The sequence below is a fragment of the Actinophytocola oryzae genome, assembly GCF_004364325.1.
GTDB lineage: Bacteria > Actinomycetota > Actinomycetes > Mycobacteriales > Pseudonocardiaceae > Actinophytocola > Actinophytocola oryzae.
The window spans coordinates 44,954-58,238 of the sequence record NZ_SOCP01000012.1 but is presented as its reverse complement, the minus strand read 5'-3'; the positions used below and the strand labels follow the sequence as shown (position 1 = coordinate 58,238).

Here is a 13,285-nt window from a genome sequence, read left to right as displayed (position 1 = left end):
ATCCTCACGACGCGAACCCACGCAGTGGTCGCGAAACAGTGATGGGAAAATCGAAATACCGGTCCGGATACGGTTCGTCCGTCAACGTGTAATGCCACCACTCACGGTCGTACGAACTGAACCCACAGGCCTCCATGACATAGCGAAGATGCCCACGATTACGCGCCTCGATCGGCGTAACTCCGTCAGCCCCGTGATGCGAGATCGAGTCCATCAGATCATGGTCACCACCCATGGGAGCAAGCTCACCGGTAGCCAGATCGTAGAACGTCAGATCAACCGCACTTCCCCGACTGTGACCCGACTTCTCGGCCACATACCCTCTCTCGAACATCTCGGCCCGGTCGATGTTCGGATAGTGCCGCGTCTTCGTCCGACCGTCCTCAGGCTGCGCAGACCAACGCACAAAGCGATCGACGGCACGCTGCGGACGATAACCGTCCCAGAGAAGCAGGCCGAACCCCAGGGCCGCGGCCATCTCCTGCGCACGCTCCAGGGCCGCACACAAAGCCCGCGTACCGACAATCCGGTTCGCCACGTACCCGTCCACAGGCTTGCCGGTGAAGTTGTCCCAGGTGGCGTATTTGGCATCCCAACGTATCCCGGGCACAACCTCGTCAACGAACACGAAACCGTCCTTCATTGCGCCTTCCCCGTCAAAGCCAACGACACGATCCGGTCGATCACCTCGACAAGCGACACACCCGCGGCAGCCATCATCCTCGGATAACGACTGTACGAAGTAAGACCGGGCAAAGTATTGACCTCATTGAGAACCACCGTTCCGTCCTCCTTGAGGAACATGTCCACACGCGCCAGCCCCCGGCACCCCAGCGCACGATAGACAGCCTTGGCCGTCTCCAGGACGAGCAAGCGCGACTCAGCCGAGATATCAGCGGGCACGGTAACAGTCGAGTTCTCGGAACCACTCTCAGGATCATCCTCCTGATGAATTCGAAAGAACCCATGAGACATGGTGATCTGATCCGGCTCGCCAGCGAACAACTCCGACTCGTTCCCCAAGATCGCACACCCGACCTCGCTGGCAACGATGGCCTCCTCGATCAACACCTTGGAGTCGTACTGCCGCGCGACCTCCACGGCACCATTCAGCCCTTCTCCGCTGAATACCTTGGTGACACCGAAAGACGACCCCGATCGCGCCGGCTTGACGAAGACAGGATACGTAAGCCGACCGGGATCGATCTCCTCGCCCGCACCGAGAATCCAGAAATTCGGCGTAGCGATCCCAGCGCCCCTGGCGACGACGTAGGCGAGGGACTTGTCCATACACAGAGCAGAACTTTGGAGATCACAGCCGACATAAGGAATGCCGGAGAGTTCCAACAAACCCTGTATCGCACCGTCCTCACCAAGCTTGCCGTGCAACACGGGCAGCACGACGTCCAGACGGATCGCCTCGTACCGTTCCTGCTCCAGCACAAGCAGTCCGTGAACGCCCCTGTCCGGCGACAACACGACCGGCCGACAGGCACCGGCTTCCCAGTCCGCGTCAGGACCGTCACAGAGCTTCCAGGCACCGCTCCGCGTGATCCCGACCCAGAACGGCTCATACTTCTCGGCATCGAGACTCGCGGCGACCTCCAGCGCGGACTTGACGGAGACGGGATGTTCCTCGGAACAACCCCCGAACAGAATTCCGATCCTCATACCCAGTCCTGCCTTCCACGTTGCGATTCCCGACAGTTGACGATGGAGTTCTCGACGATGTCGACCAGGGCGTGGTCCGTGTAGTAAGCAGCGTGCGGACTGACGACGACGTTCGACATTTCCTGCAGCCGCAACAGCTGCTTGCTTTCGACAGGCTTGTTCCGGCAGTCGGCGTAGAACGTCCCCTCCTCCCCTTCGAGAACATCCAGTGCCGCACCGCCCAAACGACCGCTCTCCAACGCAGAAACGAGGGCCTCGGTGTCAAGAAGAGCACCACGCCCGGTATTGACGACAAACGCGCCATGCTTGAGACGACCGATACGCCGACGATCCAGGAGGTGGTGCGTATCCACACCAAGCGGCGCATGAAGCGTCACAATGTCACTAACCGACAACAACTCGTCGAGAGGAACATAGTCGGCAGAGGACCGAGGACGAACGTCATAGGCCAGCACCTGACAGCCAAAGCCACGCAGCCTGTCGATGACCGCCGACCCGATGCGCCCGGTGCCAATCACCCCGACGGTCAGGTCACGCAGCTCTCTCCCACGCACGTCCTGCAGCCGGTAGTCATGGGCATCCACCCGCCGAATGATGGATTTCGCTCTACGCACGACCATCAACATCAACATCAACGTGTAGTCGGCAACACTGTCCGGCGAATAAGCAACGTTCTCAACAGAGATGCCAACACTCGCCGCATACCCGACATCGATGTGGTTGTACCCAATGCTCCGGGTGGAGATGTACTCCACACCGACACGACTGAGCGCAAGAAGAGCAGAGTTCGCAACCTCAGCCTTGTGACCAACACTCACACAGCGATTCCCGGCCACCAGCCCAACATTGCCATCGGACAACGGCGCCTCGACGAGAACAGGAACAACGCCAAACCGAGGCCCCAACTCCCGAAACAGAACAGCCTCATCCGGCCCACACCCATAAACCGTGACCCCGACAGCCGAAACACCCGAAGAAGCCAACGGCTGAACAAAGCGATCCGCAGGAAGGGACGACTCACCGAAGGTCATGCCCCCAAGTCAACCCAGCACAACGTTGCCAACACGTATGCGGTTTCGGATACACAGACGACACACGGCCGCAGCCAACATCCGGGTTCAAGCCCGCACCGGGGGTCCGGGGGCAGAGCCCGCCGGGCGGGGCATGGGGGTTGCACCCCCACAAACACAGAGGAGCGAGCCGGTCAGCGCCCTCCGCTGACACAGCTCGCCCCGAGTGACGTGGAGCTGCGGGGAATCGAACCCCGGACCTTCTCGATGCGAACGAGACGCGCTACCAACTGCGCTACAGCCCCTGATCTGTGTGCGGGCGAAGCCTATCAGACTCCTACTCGCCCACCGCGCGGCGGTAGGGCGAGTTGCCCGGCTCCTCGAGGTCGTCGAAGACGGGGTCCTCGTCGTCGACGTCCACGACCATGGCGTTGCCCCGGTAGGCGGGCGGTGCGGGTGGTCCGTCGACCACACGCTCTCGCTGTCCGGGCTCGTCGTGGTACAGCTCCTCGACGTACTCCTCGACCGTCCTCGGCTCCCCGGTGGGCGCCTCCTCGGCGTACTGGGCAGCCCGTGCGTACGCCTCGGCCTGCGCCTGGGCGTGGTAGGCCTGCGCGCGCCTGACCCGCTGCATGCGGACGAGACGTCGCTCGCGGATCTCGTCCTCGATGCGGACCTGGCGGCGCAGGTAGACGAGGTAGGACACGAGGACGACGTCGATGAAGCCGTGGGCCCACCAGAGCTGGACGAACACGAAGCCTGCGAGGACACCGGTGACGATCGCGCCGATGATCATCGCCAGGACGACCCGCTGGCGGTACGTGTACCTGGCGCGGGCGATGACGGCGGCGGCCTCCGGGTCGAACCCGCCCCGGCCAGGGCGGTAGCGGCGCGGGTAGCCGTCGTCGTAGTAGCTCATGTCAGCCTGGCCCGTGTCGTCATCCGGCACATCCTCCGAGGCGTCTGTGACCTCCGCCACCAGATCTTCCTCGAAATTCTCCCGGATCTCATCCTCTTCGTGCACGGGGGCCTCCTCCGGGTCGAGCTCGGCCCCCGCCTCCGCCTCTCCGCTGCGCACGACGCGTGCCGCCAGTTCCGAGCCGCCGGTCTTCGCGACCTCCTGGCGCTTGCGGACGATCATGGGCACGAGGACGACGAGCCATGCGACGACGAGCGCGACCACGACGAGTGAGCTCGGCATGACACCTCCCCTTGCGCACCGCGAACACACCAAGACGACTCGGTCGCCACGTTAGTCACAACAGTCACAGGAGTGTCGGAGGCGCGCCGACACGCAGAACGGCGCGACCAATCCAACACAACCAGGTGATCATGCCCGGTCAGGCGCGCGCGGCACGTCCGTCGGCGACCAGCTTGGCGATGAGTCCACTCGGGACGTCCTCTGTGGTCAGTGCGAAGCACAGGTGGTCCCGCCAGGTGCCTGCCACGTCGAGGTATCTGCGGAACAGGCCCTCCTCGCGGAAGCCGAGCTTGGTGAGGACCCTGATGCTCGGCGCGTTCTCCGGCCGCACGGTCGCCTCGAGCCGGTGCAGCCCGGCGTTGAAGAAGCAGTGGTCGACGACCAGCGCGGCGGCGGCCGTCGCGACCCCGCCGCGGACCGCGTGCGTACCGACCCAGTACCCGATCCACGCCGAGCACAGTGAGCCACGGACGATGTTGCCGACGGTGACCTGCCCCGCCACCTGGCCGTCGACGGTGACCACGAACGGAAGCGACATGCCGCGTCTGGCCAGCGCCCGCAGCGTCGACCACTGGCCCGGCCACGCGAGGGCGGCATTGTTGGCGTCCCAGTCCCCCGGCGTGGTCGGCTCCCACGCCTCGAGGTGGCGCCGGTCGCGCCTGCGGATCCTGCTCCACGCGGCGGCGTCCGACAGCCTCGGCTTGCGCACCTCGAGCAGGCCCGCCGCGACACGCAGCGGCCCGAGCCGTGCCGGCCAGCCGGGGTGCCGCCCCATCGGGCCCTGTCGTTGGCTCAACTGCTCAGCCACGCTGCGCCAGGAAGCTGACCTGGACCTCTTCCCCGACCACGACCTCGGTCGTCTCGTCGTCGACGAGGATCAGGCAGTTGGCCTCGGCGAGCGAGGCGAGCAGGTGCGACCCGGACTGGCCGAGCGGCTGGGCCAGGTACTCGCCGTTGTTCTCGTCGCGAAGCAGCTGCGCGCGCAGGAAGCCTCTTCGTCCCTTGACCGACACGACTGGCGACAGTAGCCGGGCGGCGATCTGGCGCCGGTGCGGGTTCCGTTTTCCTTGCGCGGCACGGATCAGCGGCCGGACCATCACCTCGAACACGATCAGCGCGCTCATCGGGTTGCTCGGCAGGAAGAACGTCGGCACGGCGTCCGGGCCGAGCCTGCCGAAGCCCTGCACGGAGCCGGGGTGCATGGCCACCCGCGTCATGTCGATGTCGCCGAGGTCCGACAGCGCCGCACGGATCTCCTGTGCGGCCTCGCCGCCGACACCACCCGCGATGACCACGATCTCGCTCAGCAGCAGCCTGCCCTCGATGGTCTCGCGCAGCCGCCTCGAGTCGGTGGCCACGATGCCGACCCGGTTGACCTCCGCACCCGCGTCGCGTGCCGCCGCCGCGAGTGAGTACGAGTTGACGTCGTAGACCTGGCCCTGGCCCGGCGTGCGGTCGATGTCCACCAGCTCGTCACCGAGGGTGATGATCGAGACCCGGGGCCTCGGGTACACCAGCACCTTGGCGCGCCCGACGGCCGCGAGCAGACCGACCTGGGCCGACCCGATGGCGGCGCCCCGGCGCACGGCGACATCTCCGGTCTGGACGTCCTCGCCGGTGCGCCGGACGAACGCGGCCGAGGGCACCGGCTGGTTGACCGTCACCCGAGCGTGGTGCCCGTCGGTGTACCCCATCGGCACGACGGCGTCGGCGAGCGTGGGCAGGGGCGCGCCGGTGTCGACGCGCACGGCCTGTCCCGGCTGCAGCCGTCTCGGCTGCCGCGAGCCGGTCGAGATCTCGCCGACCACGGGCAGCAGCACGGGCTCAGTGCCCGCCGCCTGGACGTCCACGCTGCGTACCGCGTAGCCGTCCACGGCGGCCTGGTCGAACCCGGGCAGCGCCCGTTCCGCCACGACCTCCTCCGCGCACAGCAGACCCTGTGCCTCGGAGATGGCCACCCGTACCGGCGCGGGCCGGACTGCGGCGGCGAGCGCCCGCCCGAGCTGCTCGTCGACTGACCTCATCGCGGTGCCCTCACCGATTGTCTTGGTTTACTCCTCCACCCGCACGCGCAACCACTCGCGCAGTTCTGGCCCATATTCGGGGTCTTGGAGCGCAAAGTCCACGGCGGCACGCAGGAAGCCCCCAGGATTGCCCAGGTCGTGACGTCCACCCCGGTGAACCACCACGTGGACCGGGTGACCTTCGGAGATCAGCAGGGCGATCGCGTCGGTGATCTGGATCTCCCCGCCCCTGCCGGGCTCGGTGCGCCTGATCGCGTCGAAGATCGCCACGTCGAGCAGGTAGCGGCCTGCCGCGGCGAAGGTCGAGGGGGCCTCCTCCGCCGACGGCTTCTCCACCATGCCGTTGACCTTCTTGACGTCCGGGTCGTCGGTGTCCTCGACGTCGAACACGCCGTAGGGCGAGATCTCCTCACGGGGGATGTCGAACGCGCACAGGACGGTGCCGCCGTAGCGGGCGCGGGTGTCGATCATGCGGCCGAGGACGCCACGCGGGAGGACGAGGTCGTCGGGCAGCAGGACGGCCACGGCCTGCTCGTCGGCGTCCAGGTTGGCCTCGGCGCAGCCGATGGCGTGGCCGAGGCCGAGCGCCTTCTCCTGGATGGCGGTCTGGACGGAGGACAGCAGGCCGGGGGCGCGGGTGATCTTCTCGACGAGCGCGGCCTTGCCCCGGCTGCGCAGCTCCTCCTCCAGCTCCGGCTGCGGCCGGAAGTACTGTGCGACGGCGTCCTTGCCCGGCGAGACGACGAGGACGAGCTTGTCGAGCCCCGCCTCCGCCGCCTCGGTCGCGACGTGCTCGATACCGGGCGTGTCCACGACCGGGAGCAGCTCTTTCGGTACGGACTTGGTGGTCGGCAGGAACCTCGTGCCGAGGCCGGCGGCCGGCACGATGGCGGTTCGGATCCCGGCTGGCTTGGTTACTTCATGGCCGGAAGTGACTGCGGTGGGTTGCGCCATGGACAGCGACTCTAACCTCATCACGTGGCCCGGCCTGGGAGTGATCCAAGTCAGCAAGCCGCACACACCAAGTGGCGGTGGCGCAAGGAGCTGCTTTCCGAACGACGTCGCGTGCCCGCAGCAGTGCGGTTTTCCGAGGCGATGTCACTGTCCACCCATCTGACCAGCGGCAGAATCGTGCGTCCCGGGCAAACCGTGTGCGCGTACGTGCCGATCGGGTCCGAACCGGGGTCGGCGCAGATGCTCGACGATCTGGCCGAGTTCGGGGCACGGGTGCTGTTACCGGTCGTCACTGGCGACGGTCCGCTCGACTGGGGCTGGTACGCCGGTAGAGAGTCACTGAGAGCCGGGCCCTACGGGCTGCGCGAACCGGTTGGCGAGCTGCTGGGCTCCTTCGCCCTGCGGATCGCTGATCTCGTGCTCGTGCCCGCGCTCGCGGTCGACAAGGACGGGATCCGCCTCGGACGTGGTGCTGGTCACTATGATCGGTCCCTCGCGGACATCGCCTCCGGAACCCATCTCGTGGCCGTGGTCCGTGACCAGGAGATTTTCGAGGCTCTGCCGTCGGAGGCGCATGACATCCGGATGACCGCGGTGCTCACACCCAATCGCGGACTACTGCGTTTCGTGTGAGACGCGAGGACGTGTTTGCGCTCCGGGGCTGATCTGTCGCATCATGGCGATTGGCACTCCATCGTCTGGAGTGCCAGCCAGTTGGGGAACGAGGAGTCACCGGTGCCCACTTACCAGTACGCGTGTACGGCGTGCGACCACCGTTTCGACGCGGTGCAGTCCTTCAGCGACGCGTCGTTGACCGAGTGCCCGGAGTGCGGCGGCAAGCTGCGCAAGCTGTACGGCTCGGTCGGCGTGGTGTTCAAGGGCAGCGGCTTCTACCGCAACGACAGCCGGTCGGAGAGCAAGTCCAAGGCGACGGCGCCCGCCGCCACGTCCTCGACGGACAAGGCCGCCTCCTCGACGGCCTCGTCGTCGGAGAAGTCGTCGTCCACCGCCGAGAAGTCGTCGTCCTCTTCGGAGAAGTCCTCGTCGTCCTCGACCTCGTCCACGGACAAGGTCGCCTCCTGAGGGAGTTGTCCACAGCTCACTGAGTTGTCCACAACTCGTCGGTAACCAGACCGGCCCGACGGCGTTCCCGCCGTACCGTCGTCCGCATGAAACGCTCCCGCCGCCGTCTCGACGGCTGGCCTCGCTGGCTCGCGCTGCGCCGGATCACCTCGCTGGTCCTGGTGCTGGCCGCCGGTGCCCTGGCCGTGCTGCAGGCGAACCGCGATACCGCGGCCACCGTGCCGATGCTGGTCGCCGCCCGTGACCTGGCCCCCGGGATGACCCTGCGGGCGGCGGACGTCGAGGTGACCCGGTTACCTGCGTCGTTGCGTCCGCCCGCCGCACTGACGTCCCCCAGGGAGGTCGCCGGGCGGGTCCTGGCCAGTGCCACCACCGTTGGGGAGCCGCTGACGCGTGTCCGGTTGATCGGCGTGGAGAACAGCCGGCTGGCCGCGGGTGGCTCCGACGTTGCGGCGGTCCCGTTCCGGCTGTCCGATCCGGCCGTGGCGGACCTGTTGACGCCCGGGGCGGCCGTGGACGTGGTCACGGTCGAGCCGGACGACACCGGCCCGTGGGTCCTCGCCGCCGACGCGACGGTCCTGACGGTCCGCCGTGCCGATGACGACGCGCGTCTCGTGGTGCTCGCGTTACCCAGGGAGGAGGCGACCCGGGTGGCGGCGGCGGCGCTCGACTCACCGGTGACCGTCACGTTGCGCTGAGGCGTTCTGCGGTGCCGGCGTGAGGCGTGCGGTGCCTGTGGCGTCCGTCCTCGTTCTGGATCGACTGAGCCGTGCGTACTCGTCGTAGTCGTCGGGCTCGCGTTTCCGCAGGTCCATGCCCTATAAGGCAGAGAACGTCCGCCTGTTGGGCAGTGCTGTGCGTAGCTCACTACGCTCCGTGCGACAACCGACGCGAAAGGAGCCGCTGGTGCTCAAGGGCTTCAAGGACTTCCTGATGCGCGGGAACGTCGTGGACCTGGCCGTCGCCGTCATCATCGGCACGGCTTTCACCGCGATCGTGACCGCGCTCGCCGACCACTTCATCAAGCCACTGATCGCGGCCTTCGGCGGCGCCGAGGTGACGGGCCTGTCCTGGAACATCGTCGACGGCAACCGTGAGGCGACGATGGACTTCGCAGCCATCATCACGGCGGTCATCAACTTCCTCATCGTCGCCGCGGTCGTCTACTTCATCATCGTCATGCCGATGAAGAAGCTCCAGGAGCGCCGCAAGCGTGGCGAGGAGACCGGCCCGTCCGAGCCGTCGGACATCGAGCTCCTCACCGAGATCCGTGACCTGCTCCGCCAGCAACAGCAGGGCCAGGCGACCCAGCAGCTGCGCCAGCCGTCGTCACCCCAGCAACAGCCCCAGCAGCCCCGTAGGCAGCCGCCTCCGACCCGCCCCCACTGAACCGGGTCCGGCTCAGCGCTCACCACAGAGCGCTGAGCCTCACCGGTCGTGGTGAGGCGGGCGTTCCCGCTCGTACCACTCGTCCGTGTCACGCTCCGGCGGTTCCGGGTCGCGCTCGTCGGACGTTGTCTCGGGAAGGATCTCGCCGAAGATGTCGTCCAGGTCCTTCCGGTTCCGGTCCGGGGTCGTCATTCCAGGGCGGACAGCTCGTCGATCACGTGCGGGACGAGCGCCGACAGCGTCGCCATCCCGTCGCGGACGGCCGAGCGCGAGCCGGCCAGGTTGACCACGAGCGTGCTGCCCGAGATGCCCACGAGCCCACGCGAGATGCCCGCGTCCACGGCACCCGCGGCCAACCCGGAGGACCGGATGGCCTCGGCGATGCCCGGGATCGGCCGGTCCAGCACCCCCAGCGTCGCGTCCGGTGTCACGTCGCGCGGGGACACACCCGTCCCACCGACGGTGATCACCACGTCGACGCCGCCGATCACCGCGGTGTTCAGCGCGTTGCGGATGTCCACGTTCTCCCCGGCCACCGCGACGGTCCCGTCGACGATGAACCCGTTCTCCTCCAACAGCTCGGTGACCAGCGGACCCACGGTGTCCTCGTTCTCCCCGTGTGCCACGCGGTCGTCCACGATCACGATGAGAGCCCTGCCAAGCCGCTGTGCACTCCGTTCCATGCGCTCACCGTAGTAGGAGCTACCCGTCCGCCAGCGGCAACCCGGCCAGCCCGGCGAGCAGGTGCCGCAGCCCGAAGTCGAACTGCTCGTCGAGGTCGAGGTCGAAGTCGGCGCTCGCCGCCACCGCCTGGAACGTCGGGAACGCCCCGGAGGCGATCACCGAGGTAATCGCCTCGCCGCGCGTGTCGATGAACTCGTCGTAGGTCAGCCCGGTCTCCTGCTCGGCAACGACCTCGGGCTCCAGGCTGACCGCGAGCCCCCGCACGTAGCTGAACATGGTCAGATGCACCTGGAAGATCGGCCTCGTGCCGAGTCCCGCGGCCTGCAACGCACTCATCACCCACTCGCTGTAGGCCAGCACGTTCGGCGTGACCTGCGGGCGGGTGAGTGACATCACCGCGGCCACCCACGGGTGCGCACGGAAGATCACCCACAGCCGACGCGCCCCCGCCTCGACCGCCGCGAGCCAGTCCCGCGGCGGCGGGGTGTCGAACCGGTGGTCGGCGAACACGGTGTCGATCATCCGCTCGACCAGTTCGTCCTTGCTGGGCACGTGGCGGTAGAGCGACATCGTGGCGACGCCGAGCGCCGTCGCGACGCGTCGCATCGACAGCGCCGGGGAACCCTCCGCGTCGGCGATCGCCATCGCGGTGCGGACCACGTCCTCCCGGGTGACCTCGGTGTGAGTGGCGCGCGGGCGAGGCGTGACCGTCACGGCTGGTGCCGTACTCGCCACGACCGTGCCGATGCCGGGGCGCGCGACGACCAGCCCCTCCTGCCGCAACGTGGTCAGCACTCGCGTGGCGGTCGCCATCGCGACGCCCCACTGCCGCGTGATCTGGCGGGTCGAGGGCACCCGGTCGCCCGGCGCGAGCTCGCCCGAGGCGATGCGCCGCCGGATGCCGGCCAGGATCTCGGCCGAGTCGGCCACGTCGACCTCCCCGTACTAGTGCACCTGCTTTCAACTGCACACGCAAAGCCTAGTGCACTAGTACAGATACAGTGTACGTACACCTACAACAAAGGGGAGCACCCATGAACGTCCTGATCTCCGGCGCGAGCGTCGCCGGCCCGGCGCTCGCCTACTGGCTGAACCGCCACGGCGTGCGGACCACGATCGTCGAGCGCGCGGACGCGGTCCGTCCCGGCGGGCTCGCCGTCGACTTCCGGGGCACGGCCATGCGGGTGCTCGACCAGATGGGCATCCTCGACGAGCTTCGCGCCCACGCCACCCTCTCGGGTGACGCCTCGGTCGTCGACGCGGACGGCAACCACCTCGCGACGATGCCCGGCGCGATCTTCGCCGGCGAGCTGGAGGTGTTGAAGGCCGACCTGACCCGCATCCTCCACGACCTGACCCGGCACGACACCGAGTACGTCTTCGGCGACTCGATCGCGACGCTGACACAGGACGCGGACGGCGTGCGGGTCGAGTTCGAGCGGGGCGCGCCGAGGTCGTTCGACCTCGTGGTCGGCGCGGACGGCCTGCACTCGCGCGTCCGCACCCTGGCTTTCGGCCCCAAGGAGCGGTTCACCCACCCGATGGGATACGCCTTCGCCACGTTCAGCACCGACAACTACCTGAACCTGGACCGCACGGGCATGTCCCACGTGTCCGGCGACCGCTCGCTGAACGTCTTCGCCGCCAGCCACAACGCCTTGCTCCGGGTGATGCTCATGTTCCCGGCGCAGGACGTGCCGCGTGACCGCGCGGCCCAGGAGGAGGCGATCCGCCTGGCGTACGAGCACGTCGGCTGGGAGGCGAAGCACCTGGTCGCCGCGATGCCCGCGGCGACCGACTTCTACTTCGACGAGCTGAGCCAGATCACCATGCCCAGCTGGTCATCCGGCCGCGTGGCACTCGTGGGTGACGCCGGCTACTGCGCGTCCCCCATGTCCGGCCGTGGCACCTCGCAGGCACTGCTGGGCGCGTACGTCCTGGCAGGCGAGCTGTCCACACAGGACACACACGAGATGGCGTTCGCCGAGTACGAGCGAGCCCTGCGCGACTACGTGGCCGGCACGCACGAGATGGGCCGCCAGGCACGCGACTCGTTCACCATCCCGGTGTCGCAGGAGCTGTTCGACGCGATCGCGGCCATGGACACCGGCGAGGACTCCCCCGACGACATCGAGCTGAAGGACTACGCGAATCTGACCATTCGGTGACGTGTCCCCCCGTTTCCTCGCGCGCACCCGGCGACACACCTAGCGTCGCCGGGTATGCGAGTAATGGTCACCGGCGCCGCCGGCTTCATCGGCTCCCACGTGGCGGAGGCGTTGTCCGCCCGAGGACACGGGGTGGTGGCGATGGACAACCTGCTGCCCAAGGCACACGGCGACGGAGCCACGTTCGACGGCGTGGTGGGTGACGTCCGGGACCCCGCGCTGCTCGCGGACCTGCTGACGGGCGTGGACGTGGTCTGCCACCAGGCCGCGATGGTGGGCCACGGCGTGTCGCCCGCCGACGCCCCGGACTACGTGCTGCACAACGACCTCGGCACCGCGGTGCTGCTGGCGGCCATGCACGAGGCAGGCGTGCGTCGTCTCGTGCTGGCGTCGTCCATGGTCGTCTACGGCGAGGGCCACTACGAGTGCCCGGCCCACGGCCCGGTGGCACCGGCACCGCGCCGCATGTCCGATGTGGACAGTGGGAGGTACGACCCGCCGTGCCCCGTCTGCGGCGCGAACCTGTCCTCCGGGCTGGTGTGCGAGGACGCCGCACTGGACCCGAGAAGCACCTACGCGGCGACGAAGGCCGCACAGGAGTACCTGGCGTCGGCGTGGGCCAGGCAAACAGGGGGCACGGTGTGGGCGCTGCGGTACCACAACGTCTACGGCCCGAGAATGCCCCGGGACACCCCGTACGCCGGGGTCGCGTCCCTCTTCCGCTCGGCACTGGAGCGCGGCGAGGCCCCGACCGTGCTGGAGGACGGCAGGCAGCGGCGGGACTTCGTCCACGTGACGGACGTGGCACTCGCCAACGCACTGGCCACCGAGACGGCGGGGTCGGAGGGAACGCTCACCCCGGTGAACGTCTGCTCCGGCACCCCGCACACAGTGGGTGAGCTGGCCACCGAGCTGGCGAAGGCCTGCGGCGGACCAGCCCCGAGAGTGATCGGCGGCACCCGCCCGGGCGACGTCCGCCACGTGGTGGCCGACCCGGCGAGGGCCCGCGAGCTACTGGGCTTCACCGCGAGGACCACGTTCGAGCAGGGCATCGCCGACTTCGCGACGGCACCGCTACGTGCCCCGGCCGCCCTGGTGTGA

General features: G+C 68.0%; 16 protein-coding genes and 1 tRNA gene. 6 read left to right on the top strand and 11 right to left on the bottom strand.

Annotation, left to right across the window (positions count from 1 at the left end; all coding sequences use genetic code 11):
- Positions 1-4 precede the first annotated feature (4 nt).
- The 8 genes from vanX to CLV71_RS29340 form a co-directional block, all read right to left on the bottom strand.
- Positions 5-643, bottom strand: a complete 639-nt coding sequence (gene vanX, locus CLV71_RS29375) for a D-Ala-D-Ala dipeptidase VanX (protein ID WP_133906127.1) — start codon at positions 641-643, stop codon at positions 5-7.
- A complete protein-coding gene (gene vanA / locus CLV71_RS29370) occupies positions 640-1,671 on the bottom strand; it encodes a D-alanine--(R)-lactate ligase (protein WP_133906126.1) in 1,032 nt (343 codons plus the stop codon). The genes vanX and vanA overlap by 4 nt, the downstream gene beginning before the upstream one ends.
- On the bottom strand, positions 1,668-2,702 hold the full coding sequence (locus tag CLV71_RS29365) for a D-isomer specific 2-hydroxyacid dehydrogenase family protein (RefSeq protein WP_133906125.1): 1,035 nt from the start codon (positions 2,700-2,702) through the stop codon (positions 1,668-1,670). Before CLV71_RS29365 ends, vanA begins: the two co-directional genes overlap by 4 nt.
- Before the next feature lie 211 nt (positions 2,703-2,913).
- A tRNA-Ala gene (locus CLV71_RS29360) sits at positions 2,914-2,986 on the bottom strand.
- A gap of 32 nt (positions 2,987-3,018) precedes the next feature.
- Positions 3,019-3,882: a divisome protein SepX/GlpR gene (gene sepX, locus CLV71_RS29355; protein ID WP_133906124.1), complete on the bottom strand. Its 864-nt coding sequence runs from the start codon at positions 3,880-3,882 to the stop codon at positions 3,019-3,021.
- A gap of 139 nt (positions 3,883-4,021) precedes the next feature.
- Positions 4,022-4,657, bottom strand: coding sequence for a GNAT family N-acetyltransferase (locus tag CLV71_RS29350; RefSeq protein ID WP_133906328.1), 636 nt, complete (start codon positions 4,655-4,657; stop codon positions 4,022-4,024).
- A gap of 25 nt (positions 4,658-4,682) precedes the next feature.
- The gene (gene glp, locus CLV71_RS29345) at positions 4,683-5,906 is read right to left on the bottom strand and encodes a molybdotransferase-like divisome protein Glp (protein ID WP_133906123.1); all 1,224 of its coding nucleotides are present in this window, start codon (positions 5,904-5,906) and stop codon (positions 4,683-4,685) included.
- A 27-nt stretch (positions 5,907-5,933) separates the two neighbouring features.
- The gene (locus tag CLV71_RS29340; RefSeq protein ID WP_133906122.1) at positions 5,934-6,860 is read right to left on the bottom strand and encodes a UTP--glucose-1-phosphate uridylyltransferase; all 927 of its coding nucleotides are present in this window, start codon (positions 6,858-6,860) and stop codon (positions 5,934-5,936) included.
- A gap of 24 nt (positions 6,861-6,884) precedes the next feature.
- Here CLV71_RS29340 and CLV71_RS29335 point away from each other — a divergent pair, with 24 nt between their 5' ends.
- From CLV71_RS29335 to mscL, 4 genes are all read left to right on the top strand, one after another.
- Positions 6,885-7,493 carry a 5-formyltetrahydrofolate cyclo-ligase gene (locus tag CLV71_RS29335; protein ID WP_133906121.1) on the top strand — a complete coding sequence of 203 codons (609 nt, stop codon included), beginning with the start codon at positions 6,885-6,887 and terminating at the stop codon, positions 7,491-7,493.
- A 102-nt stretch (positions 7,494-7,595) separates the two neighbouring features.
- Positions 7,596-7,943: an FmdB family zinc ribbon protein gene (locus CLV71_RS29330; protein ID WP_133906120.1), complete on the top strand. Its 348-nt coding sequence runs from the start codon at positions 7,596-7,598 to the stop codon at positions 7,941-7,943.
- An 86-nt stretch (positions 7,944-8,029) separates the two neighbouring features.
- Complete coding sequence (locus CLV71_RS29325) at positions 8,030-8,641, top strand: SAF domain-containing protein (RefSeq protein WP_133906119.1); 612 nt, start codon at positions 8,030-8,032, stop codon at positions 8,639-8,641.
- Between the two features lie 208 nt (positions 8,642-8,849).
- On the top strand, positions 8,850-9,332 hold the full coding sequence (mscL, locus tag CLV71_RS29320; protein WP_133906327.1) for a large-conductance mechanosensitive channel protein MscL: 483 nt from the start codon (positions 8,850-8,852) through the stop codon (positions 9,330-9,332).
- A 39-nt stretch (positions 9,333-9,371) separates the two neighbouring features.
- Here the strand turns inward: mscL and CLV71_RS48000 are convergent, their stop codons facing one another.
- Genes CLV71_RS48000 through CLV71_RS29310 form a run of 3 tightly spaced genes read right to left on the bottom strand, consistent with a single transcriptional unit; the run spans position 9,372 to position 10,946 of the window.
- Positions 9,372-9,524 (bottom strand): hypothetical protein, encoded by a 153-nt coding sequence (locus tag CLV71_RS48000; protein ID WP_166664304.1) that lies wholly within the window; start codon positions 9,522-9,524, stop codon positions 9,372-9,374.
- The gene (locus tag CLV71_RS29315; RefSeq protein WP_133906118.1) at positions 9,521-10,015 is read right to left on the bottom strand and encodes a MogA/MoaB family molybdenum cofactor biosynthesis protein; all 495 of its coding nucleotides are present in this window, start codon (positions 10,013-10,015) and stop codon (positions 9,521-9,523) included. Before CLV71_RS29315 ends, CLV71_RS48000 begins: the two co-directional genes overlap by 4 nt.
- A gap of 19 nt (positions 10,016-10,034) precedes the next feature.
- Complete coding sequence (locus CLV71_RS29310) at positions 10,035-10,946, bottom strand: TetR/AcrR family transcriptional regulator C-terminal domain-containing protein (protein ID WP_133906117.1); 912 nt, start codon at positions 10,944-10,946, stop codon at positions 10,035-10,037.
- Between the two features lie 104 nt (positions 10,947-11,050).
- On the opposite strand from CLV71_RS29310, the gene CLV71_RS29305 reads away from it, so the two are divergent.
- Complete coding sequence (locus CLV71_RS29305) at positions 11,051-12,184, top strand: FAD-dependent monooxygenase (RefSeq protein WP_133906116.1); 1,134 nt, start codon at positions 11,051-11,053, stop codon at positions 12,182-12,184.
- A gap of 54 nt (positions 12,185-12,238) precedes the next feature.
- Complete coding sequence (locus CLV71_RS29300) at positions 12,239-13,285, top strand: NAD-dependent epimerase/dehydratase family protein (protein ID WP_133906115.1); 1,047 nt, start codon at positions 12,239-12,241, stop codon at positions 13,283-13,285.